This is a genomic window from Pseudomonas sp. H1_D04 (assembly GCF_054683855.1).
The window spans coordinates 4,005,851-4,032,175 of the sequence record NZ_CP162826.1 but is presented as its reverse complement, the minus strand read 5'-3'; the positions used below and the strand labels follow the sequence as shown (position 1 = coordinate 4,032,175).

The window sequence follows — 26,325 nt, the reverse complement described above, 5'->3', positions numbered from 1 at the left end:
GTACAGGCCGAGTCCTTCGGCCCGTTCAAGTGCAAAAAAATTACCGCCATCCTGAAGCGCTGAACTTCAAGAGGGCGGTAACTATTTGGCAGATGAAAAAAGATCAGCGCCGCAACGGCATACCCAGCTCGACGCGCAGGCCATCCGCCTGGCTGTCGAACGTCAACGAGCAGGAACAGCGCTGCACAATCGCTTGCACGATTGCCAAGCCCAGGCCGCAGCCTTCGCTGTTGCCATTACGCCAGAAGCGTTGGGTCAAGTACTGCAGGTCTTCGCTGGAAATCTGCTTGCCGTGGTCACGCACGCGAAACACCACGTTGCCTGCCTGGGTGAACAGACTGAGTTCCACGCGAGTGTCCGCCGGGGTGTGGCGCAAGGCGTTGTCCAGCAGGTTGCGCAGGGCGGCAACCGCCAGGCCAACGGGCATTTCCACCGGAGCGCTGGAAAGGTTGTCCGGCAGGATCAGGTCGATGCGTGAGTTATCGCCAGCATTGGCATCCTGGATCGCCAGCCGTGCGACGTCTTCGGCGCTGGACTGCACGCCATCGTCAAACGACAGGCTGCCTTCCACTCGCGCCAGCAACAGCAATTGTTCCAGGGTGCGATGCAGGCGGTCGGCGCCCTCCTCAGCGTGGGCCAGGGACTGGTCGCGGGCCGCGCCTTCGGTCATGCGCGCCACTTGCAGGTGGGTCTTGATCGCCGTCAGCGGGCTGCGCAGTTCGTGGGCCGCGTCGCCAGTGAGGCGACGTTCGCGCTCAATGGTCTTGGCGATACGCTGCAACAGTTGGTTCTGGGTGTCGAGCAGCGGTTTGAGTTCGCTGGGCAGCGGGTGGATCTGAAGGGGTTCGAGAGAGTCCGCACTGCGCCGCATCAGCGCATCGCGCATACGGTTGAGCGGCAGCAGGCTCTGGCCAATGCCCAACCACAGCAGGCACAGGCAACCGAGCATGGCCACGCCCACCGGCACCGATGCCGCCAGCAGGATCGACATATTCAACGCCTCGCGCTCCACCTGGCGGTCGGCGGTGGTGATCAGCAGATCGCCACGGGACAGGGTAAAGCTGCGCCATCCCACGCCGTCGATCTCTTGGTCGCGAAAACCGCTGCGTTGGGACTCCAGGCCCTGATCCGGCGTGGTGTGGCTGCGCGCGAGGATTTCCCCGCGCAAGGAGCTGACCTGGCAGGCCATGCCGCCCGGCACATGCAGTTGCTCGGCACTGAAATGCGCGCCGCCGCTGACACTGGCCAGGCCCGGCATCTGCTCGGTCAGCCCCGCCACCATGCGCGCCGACGCTACCAGGCGCTGGTCGAGAGAGAACATCATCTGGTTGCGCAGGTCGTTGAGCATCCAGGCCGCTGCCAGGGCCCAGATCAACACGAATGCGGCGCCGAGCTTGAACGTCAGGCGCAGGCGCAGGCTCTTCACGAAACGTTCTCTCCATCATCCGCCGGGCCCAGGCGATAGCCCAGACCACGCACGGTCTCGACAATGCCGTTGCCCAATTTGCGCCGCAGGTGGTGGATATGCACGTTGAGTGCGTTGCTTTCCAGCTCATCGTTAAAGCCGTAGACGCTGTCCTTGAGCTGCTCGCTGGACAGCACACGGCCCTTGTTGTGCAGCAGGGCCTGCAACAGCGCCTGTTCACGCCGGGACAAATCCACCGGCTGGCCACCCAACAGGGTTTCACGGCTGCTGGGGTCATAGGTCAACCGGCCGTGTTCGATCAAGTTGACGCTGCGCCCTGCCATCCGGCGCAGCAGGGTTTGCAGGCGGGCAGCTAATTCGCGCAAGTCGAAGGGTTTGAGCAGGTAGTCATCGGCGCCGGCTTGCAGGCCGTCGACGCGGTTGGTCACCGAGTCCCGCGCGGTGAGGATCAGCACCGGAATCTCCAGGCCCTGGCTACGCAGTTGCTGCAACAGCTTGAGGCCGTCTTCGTCGGGCAGGCCGAGGTCGAGCACCATGATGTCGAAAGTCGCCGCTTTGAGCATCGCCCGAGCAGCCGCAGCCGTAGCCACGCGCTCGACGGTAAAACCCTGGGCGGTGAGGCCGGCCACGATGCCGCTGGCGATCAGTTCGTCGTCTTCACAGACCAGTACGTGCATGGTGAACCCTTCATAAAAGATGGGGGAGATTAAAGGTGCAGCGGATTAAGCGCAGATTATGCCGTGAAAAGAGGCAAGCTCAGATAATCCCTACACTTTAGAATAGCGCCGGTTAATCATCGGTTAATCAACGCCACACATTGTGTGCCTCACTTGTATCGGACTAAGGCTTGACCATGCGGCATCTTTTTACCTTTCTGCTGGTGTTGTTCGCCGGGTTGGCCCAAGCCGCGCCGGGCAACCCGTTTGAGACCAAACCCGATTTCCTCCCGGTGGGCAAAGCTTTCACCTTTACCTCCGAACGTCTTGAAAGTGGCGAGACCCAGCTGTATTGGCAGATTGCCGACGGTTATTACCTGTACAAGCAGCGCATGAAGTTCGAGGGCCTGACCGCACAGCCGGCACTGCCGCAAGGTGAAGCCCATAGCGATGAGTTCTTCGGCGAGCAGGAAGTGTACCGCCAGGGCCTGGAAGTGAAGCTCCCTGCTGGCGCCACCGGCCAGATCAAGCTGGGCTGGCAGGGCTGCGCCGATGCTGGCCTGTGCTACCCACCGCAGTCGATCACCGTGGACCTGGGTGGCAATCCTGCCGTAGCGGCCACCGCTCAAGCCCAGGACCAGAGCCTGGCCAGCGGCCTGCAACAGCGCAGCCTGGGTTGGAGCCTGCTGGTGTTCTTCGGCCTGGGCCTGTTGTTGGCGTTTGCACCGTGTTCGTTGCCGATGCTGCCGATCCTCGCCGGCCTGGTGGTGGGCAGCGACGCCAGCCCTCGCCGTGGTTTTGCCTTGGCCAGCAGCTACGTAGTGTGCATGGCGCTGGTGTATGCCGCGCTGGGCGTACTGGCTGCGTTGCTCGGCGCCAACCTCGCCGCCCTGCTGCAAACGCCGTGGATATTGGGCAGTTTCGCCGCTCTGTTTGTGCTGCTCGCCCTGCCGATGTTCGGCTTCTTTGAACTGCAACTGCCCGCCTTCCTGCGCGACCGACTGGACAACGTCAGCCGCCAGCAAAGCGGTGGCAGCCTGATCGGTGCCGGTGTGCTTGGCGCGCTGTCCGGCCTGCTGGTCGGCCCGTGCATGACCGCGCCCCTGGCTGGCGCCCTGCTGTATATCGCCCAAAGCGGCAACGCGCTGCACGGTGGCTTGATCCTGTTCGCCATGGGCATCGGCATCGGCATTCCGTTGTTGCTGCTGGTGACCGTCGGCAACCGCTTCCTGCCCAAGCCGGGCACTTGGATGAACGTGCTCAAGGGCATCTTCGGCTTCCTGTTCCTGGGCACCGCCGTGCTAATGATTCGCCCGGTAGTTGGCGAAAGCCTGTGGGTCGGCCTGTGGGGTGCATTGGCCCTGGTGATGGCCTACTGCGGTTGGACCCTCGCCCGCGAGTACGGCCTGGCGGCCAAGGTATTCGGCGCCGGCTCCCTGGTGCTGGGCCTGTGGGGCGCGGTGCTGGTGGTGGGTGCGGCCGGTGGCAGCGACGACCTGTGGCAACCGCTGAAGGTGTACAGCGGCGCGAAGGTCGCCGGGGCGCCCTCCGCCCATGACGCCTTCATGACCATCAGTGACCCCGCCGTGCTGCAAAACCAACTCGACAGCGCCAAGGCCCAGGGCCAATGGGTGCTGGTGGATTACTACGCCGACTGGTGCGTGTCGTGCAAGATCATGGAAAAACAGGTGTTCGGCAAACCCGCAGTTCTCGACGCCCTGAAAGACGTGCGCCTGCTGCGCCTGGACGTCACCGCCGACAATGCCGCCAGCCGCGAACTGCTGGGCCGCTACAAGGTGCCGGGGCCACCGAGCTTTGTCTGGATCGGCCCCGACGGTGAAGAGCGCCGCGCACAACGCATCACCGGCGAAGTGAATGCCGACGCCTTCCTGCAACGCTGGACGCAAACCCGGGACGCCCTCTGATGCTGACCCTGACCATCGGCACCTTCGCCATCGCGCTGAATCACATCCTGCTGATCAGCGCGTTGATTCTCGCCACCCTGGTGGGCTGGCGCGTGGCCAAGCGTGGTGGTGAAAACCCGGAGTCAGTGCTGTTCAGCCTGTTTCTGCTGGGCATGCTCGCGGCCCGCGTCAGCTTTGTGCTGATGTACTGGAGTTACTACAGCAGCGACTGGCTGCAGATGGTCGACCTGCGCGACGGCGGCTTTCTCGCCTGGCCCGGCATCATCGCCCTGCTCATCGGCGCAGTGCTCTACGGCTGGCGGCGACCGGCGCTGCGCAAGCCGTTGAGCGCCGGGGTCATCACCGGTCTGCTGTTCTGGGGCATGACCAGCCTGTCCTTGAGCGTGTATGAAAAAGGCACACGCCTGCCAGACATCACCTTGCGCAACGCCAATGGCGAAGTGGTGCAACTGGCGGACTACCAGGGCGGACCGCTGGTCATCAACCTGTGGGCCACCTGGTGCCCGCCATGCCGCCGCGAAATGCCGGTGCTGGAAAGCGCCCAGCGCATGCGCCCTGACGTGACCTTCCTGTTCGTCAACCAGGCCGAAAGCATGCAAAGCGTCAGCACCTACCTGGCCACTCAAGGCCTGAACCTGGACAACGTGCTGTTTGACGCCAGTGGTCGCCTCGGCCAGGCCGTGGGCTCCATGGCCCTGCCGACCACCTTGTTCTACCAAGCTGATGGACGCCTCATCAACAGCCACTTGGGCGAGTTGTCCCAGGCCAGCCTGGCCCGTGCCATGGAACCCTTCGACACCGCCCCTGCTGCCACAAGGAAACCCACATGCGAAGCCTCCGCCACCTGTTGAGCCTCTTACCACTGACGCTGGCAGCCAACCTGGCCCACGCCGATGACTGGCCGGCACCGATCAAACAGATCGAAGCCAAGGGCGCCAAGATCATCGGCAAGTTCGACGCCCCCAGCGGCCTCACCGGCTATGCCGCGCAATACCAGAATCGCGGCATGGCGCTGTACCTGACCGCCGACGGCAAACACGTGATCGCCGGCAACCTGTACGACGCCCAGGGCGATGACCTGAGCACCGCGCCGCTGGAAAAACTGGTGTACGCGCCGATGGCCAAGGAAGTCTGGGCCAAGATGGAAAAAAGCAGCTGGATCCAGGACGGCGACAAAAACGCACCGCGTATCGTCTACCTCTTCAGCGACCCCAACTGCCCGTATTGCAACATGTTCTGGGAACAGGCCCGGCCGTGGGTCAAAGCCGGCAAGGTGCAGTTGCGCCACATCATGGTCGGCATCATCCGCGAAGACAGCGCCGCCAAATCGGCCGCCCTGTTCGCCGCCAAAGACCCGCAAAAAGCCCTGGAAGAACACGAAGCCGCCGGCAAGAGCAGCAAATTGCAGGCACTGCCGAAAATCCCGGCCGATATCGAAGCCAAGCTCGATGCCAATATGAAGTTGATGGATGAACTGGAACTGTCTGCCACCCCAGCGATTTTCTACCTGGATGACAAGGGTGGGCTGCAGCAACAGCAGGGTGCGCCGTCGCCGGATAAGTTGGTGAAGATCATGGGGCCTAAATGATCACTGCTAGATAACAACTTTTTGGAGAACAAGGTTAAACAGCTGGCCAATGTAGATGGACATTGGCCAGCGGTAACCTTATAGCTGTTAGAGCGGTTCTTGGGTTCGACCCTCTTCGTGCCAGATCGTTAACGAGTCAACGCTTCCGTGATAGCTGGTGATGAGGCTGATTTTCGTAATGTAATCACCTTCCTCCGCCTCGAAGTCGACCCAGCCTGGTGGCAATACAATCGCATCACCCAGACGCTTATCGTTCTCATCGAAAAAATCCACTACCAGAGAACTATTATTAACTGACGAGTACGCAAAGCGGACACGTTTACATTTCCACTTAAGGTGCATAAACACGTGCTGGCGTTGAGAGTCGCCCGAGTAACCACAACGCAGCGCCAGCGATTGTCCATCGACCATGCCGGGAACCACCTCTCCAGCGCCTCTGACCCCATGAAGACCGATCCCGTGGTATGAGTTTAGGGGCAACTCAAGCCTTAAAAGTCGGGTGTGGATACTGCTCCCGGTTTTCATGAACTCCTGCGTCAGGTAGCTGTTGAAATCATCAGTCTCAATGATCGGCTCTATGGACGGATCTACCCTCAGTCTTACGGTAGTACGCGGGGAAACTTCCAGGGCATTTCCTGGAAGATGAGACCCATATATAGGGTCAGGCACAGGTTTTGGAGGCTGCGGGTCGGTGCCATCGAAAATGATCCCGAAATGCACGGTCAGTGCAGAATAATCTTCTCGCCTCGCCAACCAGCCGCGGGGAAGACGGAATCTGAATACATGCCCAGCATGTGCTTCTTCAGCACTGACGATGTAATCCTGAGCCACCCAACTGTATTGAAACTCGGGTTTGTGCTGATCCCCGGCAACGTTGAGGAACAGCCGGTGCCCCTCCTGAATCAAGGGCCAGGCTTTAACTTCGATCCACGCATCGCCGGAGAACGAATACATGTCCAACGTCCTGTCATTCGGGTCGCCGGTGGCATCGGTAAACACTGGCAAGGACTCTGCGAAATATTCTTCCCTGATCTGTTGTACCTCCAACTCAAGCACCAGCGAGCACTTGAGTTGGCCCCCAACAACGGCCGTGTAAAAGATCTGTACGGTATGCCCGGCCGAAGTACTAACCCAATGCCAGGGCAGCGGCACAACAACACTGCCGCTGGCGCTGCCCAACCACTCAAGCGGCTCGAATGTCGGCGCCTCCTGCCCCTTCAAGGCCCAATACACCTTTAATAGAGAGCGCTCCATCCCATCGAAAGCGATCTTTGCAGTCGCTCCATCGGCCGCGTTGATGGGATTCAACACGCTGTTGCTATCTGCCTCCTGAATGATCAGATAGGGTAGCTCGCCCTTCGTCTCTATCGGCTGCGTTGGTTCAGCAGATGTTCTATTAGCCATAGCTGTAACTCCTTCCGAGATTTCAGTGATCACTACCGACCTGGAGGGTCGTGAACGCTTGATCATTAGCTCTCAGGAATAAAGCACCGCCTACTGTCAGAATTGACAGTTCAGACTGAAAACATCCACTTTGCGACCGATGGTTGCACGCCTGCGGCGGCGCAGGCGCGTAGTCCATTTGTTAAAGCCCCTCCAACTCCGCCATCAAATCACTCAACCGATCCACCTTCTCCGCGCTGATCTCATTGGCCGCTAATCCCTCGATGTACTCGGCCAATTGCGACACCGTGCTGCACTCGAACATCGCCCGCAGTGGCACATCGCGCTGCAAGGTCTTCTGCACCCGTGAGGCAATCTGCGTGGCCAGCAACGAGTGCCCGCCCAGTTCGAAGAAGTTGTCTTCTACGCCCACGCGCTCGACCTTGAGCACCTCGGCCCAGATCGCGGCCAAGGTGGTTTCCAGTTCGTTGCGCGGTGCCAGGTAATCCTGGCTGTGCAACTGGCCGATTTCCAGTTCCGGCAAGGCCTTGCGGTCGAGTTTGCCGTTGGCGTTGAGCGGCAGGCGGTCGAGCCATAGCCAGTGCAGCGGGACCATGTATTCCGGCAGCTCGGCGCGCAGGTGTTGCTTGATGCGGTCCAGGCGCTCGCTTGGGTTGAGGGTTTCATCAGCGGCCACCAGATAACCCACCAGATGCTTGCCGTTGACGCCTTCCTGCACGCCCACCGCTGCATCGCGCACTTGCGGTTGCTCGTGCAGGCGCGCTTCGATTTCACCCAGTTCGATTCGGTAGCCGCGAATCTTCACTTGATGGTCGATACGCCCGACGTACTCCAAGACACCATCGCTGCGCCGACGCGCCAGGTCGCCCGTGCGATACAAGCGCTCGCCCGGTGCGCCGAACGGGTTCGGCACAAACACTTGAGCGGTGCGCAACGGATCGCTGACATAACCACGCCCCACCCCCGTGCCGGCTACACATAACTCGCCGACAGCCCCTTGGGGCACCAACTCCAGCGCGCCATCCAGCAGGTACAGGCGGTTGTTGTCAGTCGGCGTGCCGATCGGCAGATAGGTGCCACGGGTCGATGCCAAATCAACGCGGAAGAACGCCACGTCATCCGAGCATTCCGCAGGGCCATAAGCGTTCACCAAACCGATCTGCGGGTAACGCAGCAACCATTGGTGCGCCAGTTCCGGCGGCATCGCCTCACCGGTGGGCAGCATCCAGCGCAGGCCGTCGAGGCTGATGCGGTCCTGGGCCAGCATGCCCTGGATCAGCGACGGTACGCTCTCCAGCACGGTAATGCCTTGTGCCTCAACGTGGGCCAGCAAACCTTGGGGATCGTGGGCGATGGTGTTCGGCACGATGTCCACCCGCGCGCCGAACAGCGGCGCGGCGAGGAATTGCCACACGGAAATGTCGAAACTTTGCGAAGCGGTTTGCGCGATCACGTCCGCCGCGCTCAGGTCCAGGTACGGCAGTTTGCTCAGTTGGTTATTGAGCATGCCGCGCTGCTCGACCATCACGCCTTTGGGCAAGCCCGTGGAGCCCGAGGTGTAGATCACATAGGCGAGGTTGTCCGGGCCACTGTAGATGCCTGGGTTCTCACCACGAGCCGGCACTTCTTCCCACACCAGCAACTGGCAGTCAAAACCGTCGAGCAACTCAATGGCCTGCTCGCGGCAAGCCTCGGTGCACACCAGCAACGGCGTACGGCTCATGTCGATGATGCGGCTCAAGCGCTGGCTTGGCAGGCCCGGGTCCAGCGGCAGGTAACCCGCACCGGCCTTGAAGCTGCCGATGATCATGCCCAGCAGGTCGAGGTTACGTTCGGCCAGCAAGGCCACCGGTTGATCCAGGCCGACACCCGCCGCGATCAATGCATGGCCCAAGCCGTTGCTGCGGCGGTTGAGTTCGTCATAGGTCCACTGCTGTTCCAGGTAACTGGCGGCGATCCGCTGCGGATGCTCGCTCACTTGCGCTTCGAACAGCTCGATATAGCTACGGTCCAGCGGATAGACGTGTGCGCTCTGGTTGCAGCCTTCAACCAGGAATTCACGCTCCTGTTCGCCAATCAACGGCAGGTCGGCCATGTCGCCATGGAACCCCTGCACCAGCGCCAACAGCAGGCGCTTGAACTCGCCGAGCATGTTTTGCACGGTGGTTTCGTCGAAGTAACGCTGGTCGTAAGACAGGTGCAAGCCCAGGTCATCGCCGGGGTAGCACACGGCGGTCAGCGGGAAGTTAGTGTGGGTGCGGCCGGAATCCGAGGTGGCATTCAAGCTTTGTGCACGGTCCAGCACCGAGGTTTCCACCGGGGCGTTTTCGAACACGAAAAGGCTGTCGAACAGCGGTTGGCCTTTAGGCAATTCGCTGTGTTCCTGGATGGTCACCAATGGCAGGTATTCGTACTCGCGCAATTGCATGTTGCTGTCGAGCAAGCCGCTCAACCACTGACGCACGCTGCAACGTTGACCGTCTTCCGGCAGCTTTACCCGCAGCGCGATGCTGTTGATAAACAGGCCGACGGTGCGTTGCATCTCCGGCATTTCCACCGGACGCCCGGCCACGGTGACGCCGAACAACACGTCGCGATCGCCGCTCAAGCGGCGCAGCACCAGGGCCCATGCCGCCTGGGCAAAGGTGTTGACGGTGAGTTGGTGGGCCTGTGCCAGTTCACGCAGTTGCGCGCCATCGTGGGCATCAAGACGGGTGTAGCAGTCGCCCACCACCATCCCGCCGCTGTGGCCCGCATGTTCGCGCAGGAACGGGCGGTCGCTCGGGATCGGCGTGGTGCGCTCAAAGCCTTGCAGGTTCTGTTGCCACCACTGGCGCGCTTCATTCAGGTTCTGACGTTGCAGCCAGGCGATGTAGTCGCGATAACGCGGCGCCGTGGCCAACTGCGCGTCGTGGCCTTCGCCCAGGGCCATGTAGATCTCGAAAAAGTCATTCATCAGCAGCGAACGGCACCACGCATCGATAAGGATGTGGTGGTTGCTCATCATGAACCAGTAGCGCGCTTCGCCGACGCGGATCAGACGCAGGTGGAACGGCGCCTGGTTGAGCAGATCGAAGCCGGCTTCACGCTCGGCCTTGAGCAGCGCTTGCAGACGCGGCTCTTGCTCAGCCTCGGGATCGTTGCTCCAGTCCAGGTATTCAATCGGCGTGCTGCCGGGTTTGTGGATCACTTGCAGCATGTCTTCGCCAACGTTCCAGCAGAACGAGGCACGCAAGGCTTCATGACGGGCGATCACCGCTTGCCAGGCCTGGGCGAAACGCTCAGGGTCCAGGGCACTGTTGATGCGGTAGCGGTCCTGCATGTAGTACAGACCGGTGCCCGGCTCCAGCAAAGTGTGAAGCAACAGGCCCTCTTGCATCGGAGTCAGCGGGTACACGTCTTCGATGGCGCTGGCCGGGACCGGCAAGCTGTCGAGTTGCGGCTGGGTCAATTTCGCCAGGGGGAAGTCGGACGGTGTGAGACCACCGGCATCATCCTTGAGGCAATGGGCGATCAAGCTGTACAGCTCGGCGACGTAGGCCTCGGCCAACTCGCGGATGGTGTCTGCATCGTGGCGCTCACGGCTGAAGGTCCAGCGCAGCACCAGCTCACCGCCATACACCTGGCTGTCGACGCTCAGGGCGTTGGGCAGCGGCGCATCCGGGTCATGGGCCAGGCCCGCCGACTCATCCAGCGGGTGGAACAGCGCCTCGCTGCCGAAGCTCTGGTCGAACTGGCCGAGGTAGTTGAAGGTGATGTCGGCGGTTGGCAGCGCGGCCATGGCCTGCTTGCACAGGTCGTCCGCCAGGTAGCGCAGCACGCCATAGCCCAACCCTTTGTGGGGTACCGCCCGCAGTTGCTCTTTGATCGCCTTGATCGAGGCGCCCTGCCCGGCCGCTTCTTCGATTTGCACGGGCGTCAGGCGCAGTGGATAGGCACTGGTGAACCAGCCGACACTGCGGGTCAGGTCGATCTCATCGAACAGGGTTTCGCGGCCATGGCCTTCCAGTTGGATCAGCGCCGAGTCATGCCCGCTCCAGCGGCACAGCACGCGGGCCAAGGCGGTCAGCAACAGGTCATTGACCTGGGTGCGGTATGCGCTTGGGGCTTGTTGCAGCAACTGACGGGTGTGTTCGGCATCCAGGCGCACGCTGACCGTGTCGGCATCGCGATTGCGCAACGTGCCCTGTGCACGGTCCACCGGCAACGCCACCGTCGGGCCCGCCAAGTGGTCCTGCCACACGCTCAATTCTTCACGCAGGGATTCGCTGCTGGCATAAGCCTGCAAGCGCGCGGCCCAGTCACGCAAGGCGCTGGTCTTGGCCGGCAGGCTGACGGACTCGCCCTCGCTCAGTTGGCGATACACGTTCTGCAGGTCTTCGAGCAACACACGCCACGACACGCCGTCCACCACCAGGTGATGAATCGCGATCAGCAGGCGTTGCTGGCCTTCGGGGCCATCCACCAGCAAGGCGCGCAGCAGCGGGCCGTGTTCAAGGTCGAGGCTGCGTTGGGTGTCAGTGAACAAGGCGGTGCACCGGGCCATATCGCGCACTTGCGCCTGCATCAGCACGCCGCCCTGGGGCACGGTCAAATGTTCGGCATGCCATTGCGCGTTGCGCCGCGTGAAGCTAAGGCGCAGGGCGTCGTGGTGTTCCAGCACCGCCAGCAGCGCTTGCTCCAGGCGATGGGGTTCGAGCAATTGCAGCGGCTTGAGGACCAACGCCTGGTTCCAGTGCTGACGCGCCGGGATGTCGGTGTCAAAGAACCAGTGCTGGATCGGCGTGAGGCCCGAGCTGCCGGTGAGTACGCCCTGCTCCGCCGTGACCTGCTCGGAGCGCGTGGCCACCGCGGCCAGGGTTTGCACCGTTTGGTGCTGGAACAGGTCGCGGGGGCTGAAATGAATTCCTGCCTGCCGCGCACGGCTGACCACCTGGATCGACAGGATAGAGTCGCCGCCCAGTTCAAAGAAATTATCGTCCAGGCCGACTTGTTGCACGTTCAACACCGCACACCAGATCGCGGCCAAGGTGCTTTCCAGTTCGTTGCGCGGGGCTACGTACTGTTGGCGATTGGCCTCGGGGTCCGGTTGCGGCAAGGCACGGCGGTCGAGCTTGCCGTTGGCGGTCAACGGCATGCTGTCGAGCACGATCAGGTGCGCGGGCACCATGTAGTCCGGCAGTTGCGCCTTGAGATGCGCCTTCAGCGCCTCGCGCAATGGCCCGTGCTCTGCGTCGCTGACCAGGTACGCCACGAGCTGTTTGCCGCTCGGCGAATCCAGCGCCAGCACCACCGCTTCGCGCACAGCTTCGTGCTCCAGCAGGCGGGTTTCGATCTCGCCCAGTTCTATACGGAAACCACGGATTTTCACTTGATGGTCGATACGCCCCAGGTACTCCACCAGACCATCGGCGCGTTGGCGCACCAGGTCGCCGGTGCGATACAGGCGGCCACCATTGGCGGCAAAGGGATCGGCGACAAAACGCTCCGCCGTCATGCCCGGGCGCTCGTGGTAACCCTGGGCCAGGCCCGCGCCGCCGACATACAACTCGCCGGTTGCGCCTTGGGGCACCAAGGCCAGGTCGGCGTCGAGAATGTAGGCCACACGGTCGCCGATAATGCTACCGATCGGCACGCTGCCGGCGCCCTCCTCCAAGTGCTCCGGCGCCAGGCTGGCCAAAGGCATCACTACGGTTTCAGTCGGGCCATAGGCGTTGAAGAACACCTCTGGCTGGAAGGCTGCGCGAATGCGCTGCAGGTGTTCGCCGGTCAGGGCTTCACCGCCGGTGATGCACATGCGCACGGGCAGGGTCTGGTGTTGAGTCGCCAGCCACTGCGCCAACTGGCTGCCATAGCTTGGGGTGAAGCCGAGGATATTGATGCGATGGGTGCGGATCAGCCCACAGATTTCCTCCGCATCCCATTGGCCTTGGGCCCGCAAGACCACCTGCGCGCCGCTGAGCAACGGCACCAGCAAACGCTCGGTGGCGGCGTCGAAGTTGATCGAATAGAAATGCAGCTCGCAGTCGTCCGGGCGCATGCCGAAACGCTCGATCACAGCCTGGCAATGCATGGCGATTTCGCCGTGGGACACCACCACGCCTTTCGGTTTGCCGGTGGAGCCGGAGGTGTAGATCAGGTACGCCTGGTGTTGTGGCAGGCTGATAAATGGCAGCTCATCGGCCGGGTAATTCGCCAGCACTGGCGAGTCGTCTTCCAGGCACCAGCACGCCACCGAGGCCGGCAGTTCACCCAGGGCTTCGAACATCGCCGCGTCGCTGAGCAACAGGCCGATGCCGCTGTCTTCGATCATGTAGTGCAGGCGGTCCAGCGGGTATTCCGGGTCCAGCGGCACATAGGCGCCGCCGGCCTTAAGGATCGCCAGCAGGCCAATGACCATTTCCAGGGAGCGTGGCAGCGCCAAGCCGACCCGCACCTGCGGGCCGACGCCGCGTTCGCGCAGCATCCAGGCCAGGCGATTGGCGCGTGCATTGAGTTCCGCGTAAGTGAGGGTTACGCCGGCAAAGGTCAGCGCCGGAGCCTGCGCACGCATTTGCGCCTGCTGGCTGAACAGCTGATGAATGCACTGGTCGAGACGATGCAAACCGGCCTCGACGCCCAGGCTGTCCTGCAATGCGCGTTGTTCGGTGGCGGTCAGCAGCGGCAGTTCGCTGAGGCGTTGATCGGGGTCTGCAATCAACGCTTCCAGCAGGTTGCGCCAATGTTCAGCCATGCGCGCAATGCGCGGTTCGTCGAACAGATCAGTGCTGTAAGTCAGGCAGCAACCCAGGCGATGGTCGAGGTCGGTCACTTCCAGGTTGAGGTCGAACTTGGTCGCGCGAGCATCGTTGGCCAGGTATTCGACGGTCATGCCGGCCAGTTGACGGCTCTGCTGGAATTCCCAGCGCTGCACGTTGCACATCACCTGGAACAACGGGTTGTACGCGGCGCTGCGCGGAGGTTGCAGGGCTTCAACCAGATGGTCGAACGGCAGGTCCTGGTGGGATTGGCCCTCGATCACGGTGTGGCGTACTTGCTCGAACAACTCGCCGACATTCATCTGACCATTGAGCTGGCAACGCAGCACCTGGGTATTGAGGAATGCGCCGATCAGCCCTTCGCTTTCCGGGCGAATACGGTTGGCCACGGGGGCGCCGATGCGCAGGTCGGTCTGGCCGCTGTAGCGGTAGAGCAACACGGCCAGGGTCGCGGTCATGGTCATGAACAGCGTGAGGCCGCGTTCGGCATTGAAGGCACGCACGCGGGCAGCCAACGCGTCGCTCAGATCGAAGCGGTACAGCTCGCCCTGGTGGCTTTGTACCGGTGGTCGTGGGCGGTCGCCGGGCAGTTCCAGCAAGGGGTGTTCGGTGCCCAGTTGCGCGGTCCAGTAATCCAACTGGCGTTGACGCTCGCCGGACTCCAGCCACTGACGCTGCCACACGCTGTAGTCGAGGTATTGCACCGGCAACGGCGACAGTGGCGACAGACGCTCGTCGATAAAGGCTTCGTACAGCGCGCTGAGTTCACGGGCAAAGATGTCCATGGCCCAGCCTTCAGTGACGATGTGGTGCAGGGTCAGCACCAAGTAGTGTTCCTGCTCGCCGGCCTTGACCAGGCACGCGCGCAGCAACGGGCCGGTTTCCAGGTTGAACGGCGTATGGGCCTCGTGATCAGCCAACTGCTGCAAGCGCTGCTCGCGCTCGGTTTCATTCAGCGCCGAAATATCCTGCCAGTCCATGCGCACGCCGGTCTGCGGCGAGACCTTTTGATAGGCCACGCCGTCGACACTGGGGAACGTGGTGCGCAGGGTTTCGTGGCGCATGATCAAGGCCTGCAACGCCGCCTCGAAACGCCCCACATCCAGCACGCCCCGCAGGCGCGCCATGCCACCGACGTTGTAGGCCGGGCTGTCCGGCTCCATCTGCCAGAGGAACCACATGCGCTGCTGGGAATAGGACAGCGGCACCGGTTGGCTGCGGTCGACTTTGGCAATCGCGGTTTGCTGGTTGCGCTGGCCCGAGGCCTGGATCAGGCCGACTTGCTCGGCAAACGCGCCCAGTTCACTGGCTTCAAACAAGGTACGCAGCGGCAGCTCAACGTCACAGGCCTGGCGGGTGCGGGAGATGATTTGCGTGGCCAGCAATGAGTGGCCGCCGAGGGCGAAGAAGTCATCGCGCAGGCCGATTTGCGGCAGGCCGAGCACTTCGCGCCAGATTGCCGCGATCTGCTGTTGCAACGGGGTTTCGGGTTCAATGTGTTCGCGGGTTTGCCACACCGGCTCCGGCAATGCGCGGCGGTCCAGCTTACCGCTGGGGCTCAGGGGCATGGCGTCCAGGCGCATCAGTTGCGCGGGCACCATGTACTCGGGCAGCTCGGCGGCCAGGGCGGCTTTCACGTCCTGTTCGTCCAGCGCTCTGCTTGCGGTGTAGTAGCCGATCAGTGTGGCATTGCGCACCAGCACGACGGCCTGGGCGATACCGTCCAGCGCCAGCAGGCGCGCTTCGATTTCTTCAGGCTCCACGCGGAAGCCGCGCAGCTTGACCTGCTGATCGAGACGCCCCAGGTATTCGAGCACGCCGTCAGCATTCCAGCGTACACGGTCGCCAGTGCGATACAGGCGCGCACCCGCCTCGCCCAGCGGGTCGGCGATAAACCGTTCGGCGGTCAAACCGGCACGCCCCAGATACCCCCGCGCCAGGCCGATGCCACCGACGCACAGTTCGCCCGGCACACCGGCCGGCAACAGGTTGAGGTGATCGTCCAATACGCGGCAGATCACATTGCCCAGCGGTCGGCCAATCGGCGAGCGCTCGCCATCTTCAGCGGTGCAGTGCCAGTGGGTGACGTTGATCGCGGTCTCGGTCGGGCCATAGCGGTTGTGCAACTGCACCGCCGGCAACTGAGCCAAGACGCGGTTGCGCAGTTCGGCTGGTAACGCCTCACCGCCGGAGAACAGGCGACGCAGGCTGGTGCATTCGGGTACCAGCGGCTCGTCGATGAACAGCTGCAACAGCGGCGGCACAAAGTGCAGGGTGGTCACGCCATGTTCCTGCACCAACTGCGCGATGCGGTGCGGGTCGCGATGTTCGCCAGGGCCGGCCAGCACCAGGCGGCAGCCGGTGATTAACGGCCAGAAGCATTCCCACACCGACACATCGAAACTGATCGGTGCCTTTTGCATCAGCACGTCGGTGTCGTTCAGTTGGTAAGTGGCCTGCATCCACTGCAAGCGCTCGGCCAGGGCCCCATGGGTATTGCCGACGCCTTTGGGCTGGCCGGTGGAACCGGAGGTGTAGATCACGTAGGCGAGGTTGTCGCCGTGCAGGTGCAGGCCCGGCGCCTGGGTCGGCCAGCTTTCCAGATGCAGGCTGTCCATGGCGATGACACACACGCCGTCAGCGCTCGGCAGTTTTTCCAACACTGCGGTCTGGGTCAGCAGCAGTTGCACGCCACTGTCCTTGAGCATGTAGGCCAGGCGCTCAGCGGGGTAATCCGGGTCCAGCGGCACGTAGGCGCCACCGGCCTTGATGATCGCCAGCAGGCCGATCAGCAGTTGCGGCGAACGCTCGGCGGCGATAGCCACGCACACGTCCGGGCCCACGCCTTTGTCGCGCAGGTAATGGGCCAGGCGGTTGGCTTGGGCATGCAGTTGGGCGAAGGTCAGGCTGCCGTCCTGCCAGACCAACGCGGTGTTGTCCGAAGTCTGCTGATTGAGCAGCTCGGGCAACCATTGCTGGGCGGGCGCACACGGCGCTTGGCTCCACGGTTGCTGCTCGTCTGCTTGCAGCAAACGCAGGTCGCCGAGGGCTTGCTGGGGTTGCTCGCAGATGGCGTGCAGCAGGTTGATGAAGTGCTCGGCGAGGCGCTGGATGGTTGCGCCTTCAAACACTTCATCGGCGTAGTCGAACGCCAGGCTCAGGCGGCCGTTGCGGTCTTCTTCGGTATGCAGTTGCAGGTCGAACTTGGCTTCGCGGCTGTGCCACGGCAGCTCATCGGCGAGCATGCCCGGCAGGCGGCGCAAGGCGCTGAGGTCGCGTTGCTGGTGGTTGAACATGACCTGGAACAAGCCCTGCTCGCGGGCCTGAGGGAAGGCTTCCAGCAGTTGCTCGAAGGGCAGGTCCTGATGGGCTTGGGCACCCAGTGCGGTCTCGCGGGTGGCGGCCAATAGCTGGTTGAACGGCAGGCGCCCGTCCAGTTCGGCGCGCAGCACCAGGGTGTTGATGAAAAAGCCGATCAGGCCTTGGGTTTCCTGGCGCGGGCGGTTGGCATTGGGCACGCCGATGCGGATATCGCGCTGGCCGCTGTAGCGATAGAGCAAGGTCTGGAACGCCGCCAGCAACAGCATGAATGGCGTGGACTCATTGGCCTGGGCGGTCTGGCGAATCGCTTCGCTGAGGCCGACGCTCAGGCGCACGCTATGGCGCGAAGCACTGCGGATGTGCTGCGCGGAGCGCGGATGGTCAGTGGCCAGGCTCAGGGTCGGGTGCTCGTCCCCCAGTTGGTTTTTCCAGTACGCCAGTTGGCGCTGACCTTCACCTTCGGCCAGCCATTGACGTTGCCAACTGCCGTAGTCGGCGTATTGCAGGGCCAGGGCCGGCAGTTCCAGGGATTGTCCCTGGGAGGCCGCGGCGTAGAGGCGCGAGAACTCGTCGATAAGGATGTTGAGCGACCAACCATCGGCAATGATGTGATGCAGCGTCACCAGCAGTTGATGGTCTTCGTCGTCCAGGCGCACCAGTGTCACCCACAGCAGCGGGCCTTTTTCCAGATCAAATTGAGTGCGTGCTTCGTCTTCGCGGATCTGCTGCGCGCGGGTTTCGCGCTCGGCAGCGGGCAGGTCGCTGAGGTCGATGACTTGCAGGTCGAACGCCACGTTGGCTTCAACACGCTGGAAGGCCTGGCCGTTGCGCTCGTAGAAGCGAGTGCGCAGGGCTTCGTGGCGCTGGATCAGGTGCTGGAAACTCAGGCGCACTGCGTCTTCGTCCAGCTCGCCACGCAGGCGCAAGCCACCGGGAATGGTGTAGGCGCTGCTCTGAGGGTCCAGTTGCCAGGTGATCCACAGCCGATTCTGGGCCAGGGACTGAGGCAGTTCGTCCTGGCGTGACAAGGCATGAATTGCACCTTGGGCTACGCCGCCGTCCTGCTGCGATTGCGCAACATTGGCGGCAAACATCGACAGGGTCGGCGCCTCGAACAGCATGCGCAGGTTCAGCTCCAGGCCGAGGGTTTCACGCAGACGTGCGACCACTTGGGTAGCGGTGATGGAGTTACCGCCGAGCAGGAAGAAGTGATCGTCGGCAGCAACGGTCGCGACCTGCAACTGTTCGCACCAGATCGCCGCGATCTGCTGTTGCAGTTCGGATTCCAGCGCAGCATCGCCCGCCAGCCCTTGCAGATCGGGGAACTGCGCATAGCTGTCGAGGCTGCCGTCGGCGTGACGCAGCGCGCAGGCCGCACGCTGCACCTTGCCGCTGGAGGTCTTGGGCAATGCGCCGGGGTTGAGCAACACCACCACACTCGGCGCTTCTTGGTAGGCTTCGGCCACGGCTTGGCGGATGGCTTTGATCAACGCCTCGGGCGGCAGGATTTTCTGCACGCTGCGGCTGATTTCAGCGGCGATGCCGATGCCTTCCAGACCCTGGTCATTCACCGCAAACGCAGCAACCCGGCCTTTGCGCACCACTTCCACTTCGCGCTCGATAGTCTGCTCGATGTCTTGCGGGTAGAGGTTATGACCGCGCACGATCAACAGGTCTTTCAGGCGGCCGGTGATGTACACCTCACCAAAGCGAATAAAGCCCAGGTCGCCGGTGCGCAGCCAGGTCCGCCCGGCATGCTGGACGAAGGTCTTGGCCGTGGCTTCGGGGTTGCGCCAGTAGCCGTGGGCGATGCTCGGACCGGTGGCCCAGAGTTCGCCGACGCGGTTGTCGGGCAGCTCACTCAAGGTGTGGGGATCGACGATCAGCACCGCGTGTTCCGGCTGGCTGGTGCCGCAACTCATGATCGCACTGCCCTGCCCCGGTTCGGCGCGGTTGGCAGCCAGCGCCGTCTCGTCGACGCGCAGCGCCGGGATGCCATGACCCCGGGTGCCGCCAGCGACAAACAGCGTGGCCTCGGCGAGGCCGTAGGACGCAAAGAAATTGTCTGAGCTAAAACCACAGGCGGCGAATTTCTCGGCGAAGCGGTCCAGGGTGTCGAGCCGGATCGGCTCGGAGCCGGAATAGGCCACGCGCCACGTGCTCAGGTCCAGGCGTTCCAGGGCTGACTCACTGACCCGTTCGCTGCATAGGCGGTAGGCGAAATCCGGGCCGCCGCTGATGGTGCCGCCGTATTGGCTGATCGCTTCCAGCCAGCGCAATGGCCGGCCAAGGAAGTACGCAGGCGACATCAGCACGCACGGCACGCCACTGAAGATCGGTTGCAACAGGCCGCCGATCAGACCCATGTCGTGGTACAGCGGTAGCCAGCTGACAATCACGTCGTCGGGGTTGAGGTCGATGCCAAAGCCACGGCGGATCAGCACTTCGTTGGCCACCAGATTGCCGTGGCTGACTTGCACGCCTTTGGGCAGCGCTGTGGAGCCGGAGGTGTATTGCAGGAACGCGATGTCGTCGGGCTGTAGGTCAGGGGCGATCCAGGCATCGGCCACTGGCGCATCGAGGGTATCGACACTCAACACCGGCGGCGCATTTTCGATCTGTGCCAGGCCATCGGCAAGACTGGCAATGGTCAGCAGCAGGCGCGGTTCGGCGTCGCTGATGATCGACAGCAAACGCTCTTGGTGATGACGGCGGGTGGACTCCGGCGGGTAGGCCGGCACTGCGATCACCCCGGCGTATAGGCAACCAAAAAACGCCGCGACGTAATCCGGACCGCTGGGGAACAACAACACTGCGCGGTCGCCCAGCGCGGCATTGGCCTGCAGGGCGCTGGCAATGGTGCGGGCGCGTTGGTCGAGGTCGCGATAACTGAGCACAACGCTGTGCTCGGCGGACTCGGCGAGGAAGCGCAGAGCCACCTGGTCTGGGGTCTGCACGGCGCGACGTTGAAGGGACTGGACCAGGGTGCGGGGAAGTTCGAAGGCGTCCATCATGGGGTTCCTGCCTGAAATCGGCTTACGGGAAATTCGGAAATTGAGTAGCTATCAGCCGGCGACCAACTGCCGCGCCGCGCCATTGCGCCAACGGGCCAGGTGTTCGTCGGCGTAGCGCCGCAGGCAGCGCAATACGGTGCTTTCGTGCTGCATGAGGAAGAAGTGGTGGCCGTCGAACATATCGAGGGAAAAGCCGCTGGCGGCATCGAGTTGCCAGTCGAGCAATTGGTCGGCGCGTACGCTGTCCTGCTTGCCACCGAATACATGGATCGGCATGCCCAGCGGCTCACGCTCGCCGTAGGTAAAGCTGCCGCACAGCAGGAAGTCAGCGCGCAGGATCGGCAGCATCAGTTGCATCAATTCGGGGTTGGCCAGGGCCGCTTCGGCGGTGCCCTGCAGTTCGCGTAGGCGGGCGATCAGTTGCTCATCGGTCTTTTCGATGGCGTATTCGCTGACATCGCGACGCGCCGGGCCGGCAGTGCCGGAAGCGAACAGCGCCAGCGGCGCAGGGACGTTGCGTGCGTTTAACGCATGGGCCAATTCAAAGGCGAGCAGGCCGCCGAGGCTGTGGCCGAACAACGCGTAGGGGCCGCTCAAGTCGTGGCAGATTTCGTCCGCCAGTTGCGCAGCCAAGGCCTTGATATCGCGCTGCAAGGGCTCGTCCATGCGCATGCCACGACCGGGTAATTCCAGCGGGCATACCTGCAGCCACTCGGGCAACACCCGGCGCCAACGTGCATAGACCATGGCGCTGGCGCCTGAATAGGGCAGGCAGAACAGGCGCAGTCGGGTCGGCGCGCTCATCGCTCGAAGACCCCAAACTGAAACACGCTGTATGCACGATAAAAACCCATCTCGTCCTCCTGCGGGTGCTGATCCTTGGCCGCCTGACTAACGGACCTTTCACCCAGAAGAACGGACGGCACCGGCAAATAATTAGTCGCCGGGCATGAGCGAGACGTGGTTCACGCCGAACAAGAAAGCATAAGATTAGTTCGTCTTCTCATTTGACAATCATTATCATTCAGCCTAATTTGTTGCCCGATGTGTAGGAGGCCTCAGCAAGGACGCCCTCCCCCAACCTATTTTTCAAGGTGATTTCCATGACGGAACAAGTATCCACAGGCAGGTGCGACTCACCACTTCTCCAGGCATTCGTCGACAACCGACTGATTCTGGTGAAGATCGCAGCACGAATTACCGGCTGCCGCTCCCGCGCCGAAGACGTCGTGCAGGATGCCTACTTCCGCCTGCAATCGGCGCCGACGATCACATCCTCGTTCAAGGCCCAATTGAGTTACCTGTTCCAGATCGTCCGTAACCTGGCCATCGATCACTACCGTAAGCAGGCCCTGGAGCTCAAATACTCCGGGACGGAAGAGGAAGGCTTGAATGTGGTTATTCACGGCGCTTCACCGGAAACCTCCCACATCAATTTCAACACCCTGGAAAACATCGCCGACGCCCTGACTGAGCTGCCCCAGCGCACCCGTTACGCGTTCGAGATGTACCGTCTGCACGGCGTGCCGCAAAAGGACATCGCCAAGGAGTTGGGGGTGTCACCAACGCTGGTGAACTTCATGATTCGCGATGCGCTGGTGCACTGCCGCAAGGTGTCGGGCAGCCATAGCGATACGTTTGCACGGCGCGTCTGATCGATACGGATCTGCCCATAATGGGGGCGAGCACGCCCGCCCCCACCGCTCACACCAGCCCGCACCGCTCAAAAAACCGCTCCCGCCCCAGAATCATCAGCGCCGCACGCTTGTGCGGGAAATCGAACTCCTTTTCACAGTGGAAACACTGGTTGTGCATATGGCCGATCATCTTCGCGTTATCGGCGCGCGGTTCTGCCACCACACGTTGGGTGCGAGGGTCATCCAGGAACAGGTAGTGCACCAGCGCCGATAGCCAACTGGCGACCTTGTGGGGACCGCGATGATGTTCCTCCCCCACCAGCATGTGGATGCCACGGTCGTAGTCAGCGGCATCGTAGAACGGTGCGATACGGTCTTCCTTGGCCCAGTAGGCTTCGAAATAGGCAAAGGGTTCGTCATCAAAACAGCCGATCAGCGTGAGGGTGTGCGGATCGGCGGCGAGCTTATCCAGGTATTCCCGGTGCTGCTCCAGGCTGCCGGTTTCCTGCCAGAAACTCGCCACGCGCGTGCTGTTCTGCCAGCGATTGAAGCGCGCCAAATCCACATCGACCTCAACGGTGCGCAGGGAAATCCAGGCCCCAAGACGTGCGTCATAACGCCGGTAAACCTCACCCCGAGGCTTCGGCGCACGGACGGGGTGGCGCTTGCCGGCACTGATGATCATCTGTTGCGGGTAGCTGCCACTGGGCGAGAGTCCCAACCACGGCTGGGGCAATTGCCAGAACAGGGTGCGCTCACATCGGTACTGCCCGGCGATCTCGCTAGCCACCAGCAAACCACTGCGCAAGGCGTCTTCGGGCGCATGCTCAAGGTGCCAGGTCAGACGTTGCCGAGTCGGCTCCTTGGTAAACAACCAGTAGCAGGCAGCCCACAAGGCGCGGGGGGAAGGCACCTCGGCGGGGGTCTGCAAATGCACCTGCAGGTCATCGCCACGCTCCAGGCGCAAACGCGCCAGCGGCTGGCCTTCCAGGGTCAGGCTCAGGTGGCTTTCGGTTTCATCAGCATTCAAGGCAGGCCCGGCCGGTAACGGCAGGACCGACAGGTCATTCAGATTGGACATGGGAGGGGCTCACGGTAACCGTCGACAGATAAAGAAGTGACGTGAGCCGGGAGAGGAAATTTAGCCGATCAAGGTACCGGCATCACGTCGATGCGGTACGGCTCGAAAATCTTCAGCATCTCGCCGTCATCGCGCAGACGCTTGAGCAACGCGGAAAAAGCCTGGCCCGTAATCGGCGCCTTCGGCCGCAGCAAGGCGTAATGGTGATAGACCTGATCGATACGCTCAGACACCAGGAACTGCGCGGCCATATCCGCATTGCGCACCATGAAGTCACTCAGGTACGAACGGGTCACCAAGGCAATGTCCGCACGCCCGCGCGCAACCATCAGCAGGTTGCTGTCGTTGGAATAGGTCAAGGTGGCGTTGAAGTGCTCGGCCATGTTCTTGGGGTCGGGGTTGAAGCTGGCGAAGGCGTAGTGATAACCGCTGAACACCGCCAGGCGTTTGCCCGCAAGGTCGGCGAAATAGTCCTGGCCGCGACCGGGTTCACGCTGGGCGACGAAAATCTCCGCGTCCTCCAGCCCCATGTCGACGCTGGTGTGGGGAATTTTCTGCCAGCCCCACGCGGGGTTTTCGAAGATGGCCATGTCGATCCGGCCCTGCTCGAAATCGCGGAAACGTCGAGGAATGGAAGTCGGCACCAGCACAAATTGGTAGTCGGTTTGCGAGGCGTTCAGGGCCTCCACCAGTTGCGGCAGCAATCCCGTGTCGGCGCCCTGCTCCGGGCGCACCGTATAAGGAGGGAAATGCGCCGCGCCGATGCGCACCAATTGCGCAGCCGACGCCGGCATCCACCACGCGGTGCCCAGTGCCCAAAAGGTAAGTCCTGCAGCCAGCCGCCATGGCGAAAACATCAAGGCACACACCGTTCAAAACTCTGATGGCGATAAGCTAGGCGTTTTTGTCTGGCGAGACAACTTTCCGCCAGCAAATTAATAGCTTGCGCCTCAGTCGGCTTTCAGAACCATCAACAAAGCTTCTTGGGCCAACTGCTCCAGCGTCATGCTGCCCTCGGCGCGAAACCAGGTGGTCGTCCAGGACAATGCGCCTGTGAGGAAGCGGCGCGCGATAAACACATCGCCCTTGATGTAGCCAGCAGCCTTGGCCTCGCCCAGCACTTGCAGCCAGAGGTCTTCGTACACGTCGCGCAGCGCCAGGACCTGGGCCTGGCCGTCCGCCGACAGTGAGCGCCATTCATACACCAGCACCGCCATGGCTTCGCCGCTGCCGCCCATGATCGACTGCAACTCGCAGCGAATCAGCGCCAGCACACGTTCGCGCACGTTTGTCGCCTCCTCCAGCGAAGCCCGCATCAGCGCCGTGTTGTAGTGGATGGTTTCCTCCATCACCGCCCGCAGGATGTCGTCCTTGCTCTTGAAGTGATGAAAGATGCTGCCGGACTGAATGCCCACCGCACTGGCCAGGTCACGCACGGTGGTGCGCTCGAAACCCTTGTTGCGAAACAGGTGGGCCGCGGTTTGCAGCAACTTGCCCCGGGCGCTGTCGGGATCGGTCAATTGGCCGCCATCGACCATGGTGCGCATCACCCGCAGGGCTTTGTGCTCATCCATGCTGCTCTCCTCTACTTCTACTGACGTCTTGGCCGGCAATTTAGGCCGTGGCCGCCAACCAAGCAAGCGCTTGGCTAAAACTTGTGACTGGAGTTTACAAACCAAGCGCTTGCTTGGTAGTCTCGCCAACAGCCATTCGAGGAAGGATTTCTCATGAGCAAGACGGTTCGTATCGGCTGTGCCAGCGCCTTCTGGGGCGACACCTGCACTGCCGCCGCCCAGTTGGTGCACGGCGGTAAGCTGGATTACCTGGTGTTCGACTACCTGGCGGAAGTCACGATGTCGATCCTTGCCGGCGCACGGATGAAAGACCCCCAGGCCGGTTACGCCACGGATTTTGTCGAGGTGCTGACGCCGCTGCTGGCCGATATCCAGGGCCAGGGCATCCGCGTAATCAGCAACGCTGGCGGCATTAATCCCCAAGCCTGCGCCGCAGCCCTGCAAGCGGCCTGCGATAAAGCCCAGGTACCGCTGAAAATAGCCGTTCTGCTGGGCGATGACCTGCAACCCCAATTGAAAAACCTCACGGGCACTACCGATATGTTCAGCGGCACACCGCTGCCGCCGGTGTGCGTGTCCGCCAACGCTTACCTTGGCGCACCGGGCATCACCCAAGCCTTGGCGCTGGGCGCCGATGTCGTTATCACCGGCCGCGTGGTCGACAGCGCCGTGGTCAGCGCAGCGCTGGTGCATGAATTCGACTGGCCCTGGCACGACTACGACCGCCTCGCCCAAGCGGCCCTGGCCGGGCATATCATCGAATGCGGCGCCCAGTGCACCGGCGGTAACTTCACCGATTGGCGCGATGTGCCGGACTACGAACACATCGGTTTCCCCATCGTCGAGGTCAGCGCCGACGGCCAGTTCACGGTAACCAAGGTCGACGGCACCGGCGGGTTGATCAGCGAACTCAGCGTGGCCGAACAGTTGCTGTATGAAATCGGCGACCCATGCGCCTATCTGTTGCCCGACGTGATCTGCGATTTCAGCCAGGTCAAACTGCAGCAGCAGGGAAAAAACCGCGTGCACCTGCACGGCGCCAAGGGTTCGCCACCCACCGACCAGTACAAGGTCAGCGCCACGTATCCCGATGGCTCGCGTTGCACCGCCAGTTGCCTGATTGCCGGGATCGACGCGGTGGCCAAGGCCGAGCGGGTCAGCCAGGCGATCATCAACAAGACCTCGCAACTGTTCAGCCAACGCGGCTGGGCGCCGTACACCGAGGTGAATATCGAGCTGCTGGGCAGCGAAGCAACCTATGGCGCACATGCGATGCGTCATGACTGTCGTGAAGTGGTGGTCAAGTTGGCGGTGCGACACCCGAGCAAGCAGGCGCTGGTGCTGTTCGCGCGCGAGATCGCCCAGGCCGCTACCGGGATGGCGCCGGGGTTGACCGGAATCGTAGGGGGTCGCCCGACGGTGTATCCGTTGATTCGGTTGTTTTCGTTTCTGATCGACAAGTCCTCATGTGAGTTACTGATCGACTTCCAAGGTGAACGCCACGCTTGCGCGCTACCCATCACCGACGCCCCAACCCTGCCCGCCGCGCCGATGGATCCACCCAAGCCCCAAGGTCGCGCCGACGCCAGCGTGCCCCTCGTGAAACTCGCCGTGGCACGCTCCGGTGACAAGGGCAATCACAGCAATATCGGCGTGATCGCCCGTGATCCCGAGTACCTGCCATGGATCGCCGAAGCGCTGACGCCCGCAGTGATCGTCGACTGGATGAGCCACGTGCTCGACCCGCTGCACGGCCGCGTCGAGCGCTGGTATCTGCCCGGCAGCCACAGCCTGAATTTCCTGCTGGAAAACGCGTTGGGCGGCGGCGGCATTGCCAGCCTGCGCATCGACCCCCAAGGCAAGGCTTTCGCCCAGCAACTGCTGGAAATTCCCATCGCGGTGCCGCAACACATTGCCGATCAATGCCAATAACAGGAGCGT

13 protein-coding genes are annotated in these 26,325 nt (G+C 62.4%); 5 read left to right on the top strand and 8 right to left on the bottom strand.

Annotated features, from left to right (window positions below; genetic code table 11):
- Positions 1–103 precede the first annotated feature (103 nt).
- Both AB4N82_RS18655 and AB4N82_RS18650 read right to left on the bottom strand, forming a co-directional pair.
- Positions 104–1,426 carry an ATP-binding protein gene (locus tag AB4N82_RS18655; RefSeq protein ID WP_122764598.1) on the bottom strand — a complete coding sequence of 441 codons (1,323 nt, stop codon included), beginning with the start codon at positions 1,424–1,426 and terminating at the stop codon, positions 104–106.
- Positions 1,423–2,103 (bottom strand): response regulator, encoded by a 681-nt coding sequence (locus tag AB4N82_RS18650; protein ID WP_032887975.1) that lies wholly within the window; start codon positions 2,101–2,103, stop codon positions 1,423–1,425. The genes AB4N82_RS18655 and AB4N82_RS18650 overlap by 4 nt, the downstream gene beginning before the upstream one ends.
- A gap of 176 nt (positions 2,104–2,279) precedes the next feature.
- On the opposite strand from AB4N82_RS18650, the gene dsbD reads away from it, so the two are divergent.
- The 3 genes from dsbD to dsbG are packed head-to-tail and all read left to right on the top strand — an operon-like array spanning position 2,280 to position 5,595.
- Positions 2,280–4,007, top strand: coding sequence for a protein-disulfide reductase DsbD (gene dsbD, locus AB4N82_RS18645; RefSeq protein WP_122764597.1), 1,728 nt, complete (start codon positions 2,280–2,282; stop codon positions 4,005–4,007).
- Entirely contained in the window at positions 4,007–4,858 is an 852-nt protein-coding gene (locus AB4N82_RS18640; protein ID WP_095185451.1) for a TlpA disulfide reductase family protein, read from the top strand. Before dsbD ends, AB4N82_RS18640 begins: the two co-directional genes overlap by 1 nt.
- Positions 4,834–5,595, top strand: a complete 762-nt coding sequence (gene dsbG / locus AB4N82_RS18635; protein WP_122754413.1) for a thiol:disulfide interchange protein DsbG — start codon at positions 4,834–4,836, stop codon at positions 5,593–5,595. The genes AB4N82_RS18640 and dsbG overlap by 25 nt, the downstream gene beginning before the upstream one ends.
- Positions 5,596–5,682: 87 nt before the next feature.
- Here the strand turns inward: dsbG and AB4N82_RS18630 are convergent, their stop codons facing one another.
- The 3 genes from AB4N82_RS18630 to AB4N82_RS18620 all read right to left on the bottom strand — a co-directional run bounded on the left by AB4N82_RS18630 (position 5,683) and on the right by AB4N82_RS18620 (position 20,896).
- Positions 5,683–6,999, bottom strand: coding sequence for a hypothetical protein (locus tag AB4N82_RS18630; RefSeq protein ID WP_122764596.1), 1,317 nt, complete (start codon positions 6,997–6,999; stop codon positions 5,683–5,685).
- Positions 7,000–7,180: 181 nt separating this feature from the next.
- Positions 7,181–20,092, bottom strand: coding sequence for a non-ribosomal peptide synthetase (locus AB4N82_RS18625; RefSeq protein ID WP_122764595.1), 12,912 nt, complete (start codon positions 20,090–20,092; stop codon positions 7,181–7,183).
- A 51-nt stretch (positions 20,093–20,143) separates the two neighbouring features.
- Positions 20,144–20,896, bottom strand: a complete 753-nt coding sequence (locus AB4N82_RS18620; RefSeq protein ID WP_032887966.1) for a thioesterase II family protein — start codon at positions 20,894–20,896, stop codon at positions 20,144–20,146.
- Between the two features lie 299 nt (positions 20,897–21,195).
- On the opposite strand from AB4N82_RS18620, the gene AB4N82_RS18615 reads away from it, so the two are divergent.
- On the top strand, positions 21,196–21,747 hold the full coding sequence (locus AB4N82_RS18615) for an RNA polymerase factor sigma-70 (RefSeq protein WP_005789991.1): 552 nt from the start codon (positions 21,196–21,198) through the stop codon (positions 21,745–21,747).
- Positions 21,748–21,796: 49 nt separating this feature from the next.
- Here AB4N82_RS18615 and AB4N82_RS18610 read toward each other — a convergent pair whose 3' ends face one another.
- The 3 genes from AB4N82_RS18610 to AB4N82_RS18600 all read right to left on the bottom strand — a co-directional run bounded on the left by AB4N82_RS18610 (position 21,797) and on the right by AB4N82_RS18600 (position 24,384).
- The gene (locus AB4N82_RS18610) at positions 21,797–22,810 is read right to left on the bottom strand and encodes a GNAT family N-acetyltransferase (protein ID WP_095185446.1); all 1,014 of its coding nucleotides are present in this window, start codon (positions 22,808–22,810) and stop codon (positions 21,797–21,799) included.
- Positions 22,811–22,878: 68 nt separating this feature from the next.
- Positions 22,879–23,667 (bottom strand): substrate-binding periplasmic protein, encoded by a 789-nt coding sequence (locus AB4N82_RS18605; RefSeq protein ID WP_460102518.1) that lies wholly within the window; start codon positions 23,665–23,667, stop codon positions 22,879–22,881.
- Between the two features lie 93 nt (positions 23,668–23,760).
- Positions 23,761–24,384, bottom strand: coding sequence for a TetR/AcrR family transcriptional regulator (locus AB4N82_RS18600; protein WP_032887960.1), 624 nt, complete (start codon positions 24,382–24,384; stop codon positions 23,761–23,763).
- 153 nt (positions 24,385–24,537) lie between these two features.
- Here AB4N82_RS18600 and AB4N82_RS18595 point away from each other — a divergent pair, with 153 nt between their 5' ends.
- Positions 24,538–26,316, top strand: a complete 1,779-nt coding sequence (locus AB4N82_RS18595; RefSeq protein WP_122764594.1) for an acyclic terpene utilization AtuA family protein — start codon at positions 24,538–24,540, stop codon at positions 26,314–26,316.
- Positions 26,317–26,325: the final 9 nt, after the last annotated feature.

Bases quoted from the DNA above. Each gene is read 5' to 3' on its own strand.
- AB4N82_RS18650 (WP_032887975.1), bottom strand. From the start codon at position 2,103: ATGCACGTACTGGTCTGTGAAGACGACGAACTGATCGCCAGCGGCATC.
- dsbD (WP_122764597.1), top strand. From the start codon at position 2,280: ATGCGGCATCTTTTTACCTTTCTGCTGGTGTTGTTCGCCGGGTTGGCC.
- AB4N82_RS18640 (WP_095185451.1), top strand. From the start codon at position 4,007: ATGCTGACCCTGACCATCGGCACCTTCGCCATCGCGCTGAATCACATC.
- dsbG (WP_122754413.1), top strand. From the start codon at position 4,834: ATGCGAAGCCTCCGCCACCTGTTGAGCCTCTTACCACTGACGCTGGCA.
- AB4N82_RS18630 (WP_122764596.1), bottom strand. From the start codon at position 6,999: ATGGCTAATAGAACATCTGCTGAACCAACGCAGCCGATAGAGACGAAG.
- AB4N82_RS18625 (WP_122764595.1), bottom strand. From the start codon at position 20,092: ATGATGGACGCCTTCGAACTTCCCCGCACCCTGGTCCAGTCCCTTCAA.
- AB4N82_RS18620 (WP_032887966.1), bottom strand. From the start codon at position 20,896: ATGAGCGCGCCGACCCGACTGCGCCTGTTCTGCCTGCCCTATTCAGGC.
- AB4N82_RS18615 (WP_005789991.1), top strand. From the start codon at position 21,196: ATGACGGAACAAGTATCCACAGGCAGGTGCGACTCACCACTTCTCCAG.
- AB4N82_RS18610 (WP_095185446.1), bottom strand. From the start codon at position 22,810: ATGTCCAATCTGAATGACCTGTCGGTCCTGCCGTTACCGGCCGGGCCT.
- AB4N82_RS18605 (WP_460102518.1), bottom strand. From the start codon at position 23,667: ATGTTTTCGCCATGGCGGCTGGCTGCAGGACTTACCTTTTGGGCACTG.
- AB4N82_RS18600 (WP_032887960.1), bottom strand. From the start codon at position 24,384: ATGGATGAGCACAAAGCCCTGCGGGTGATGCGCACCATGGTCGATGGC.
- AB4N82_RS18595 (WP_122764594.1), top strand. From the start codon at position 24,538: ATGAGCAAGACGGTTCGTATCGGCTGTGCCAGCGCCTTCTGGGGCGAC.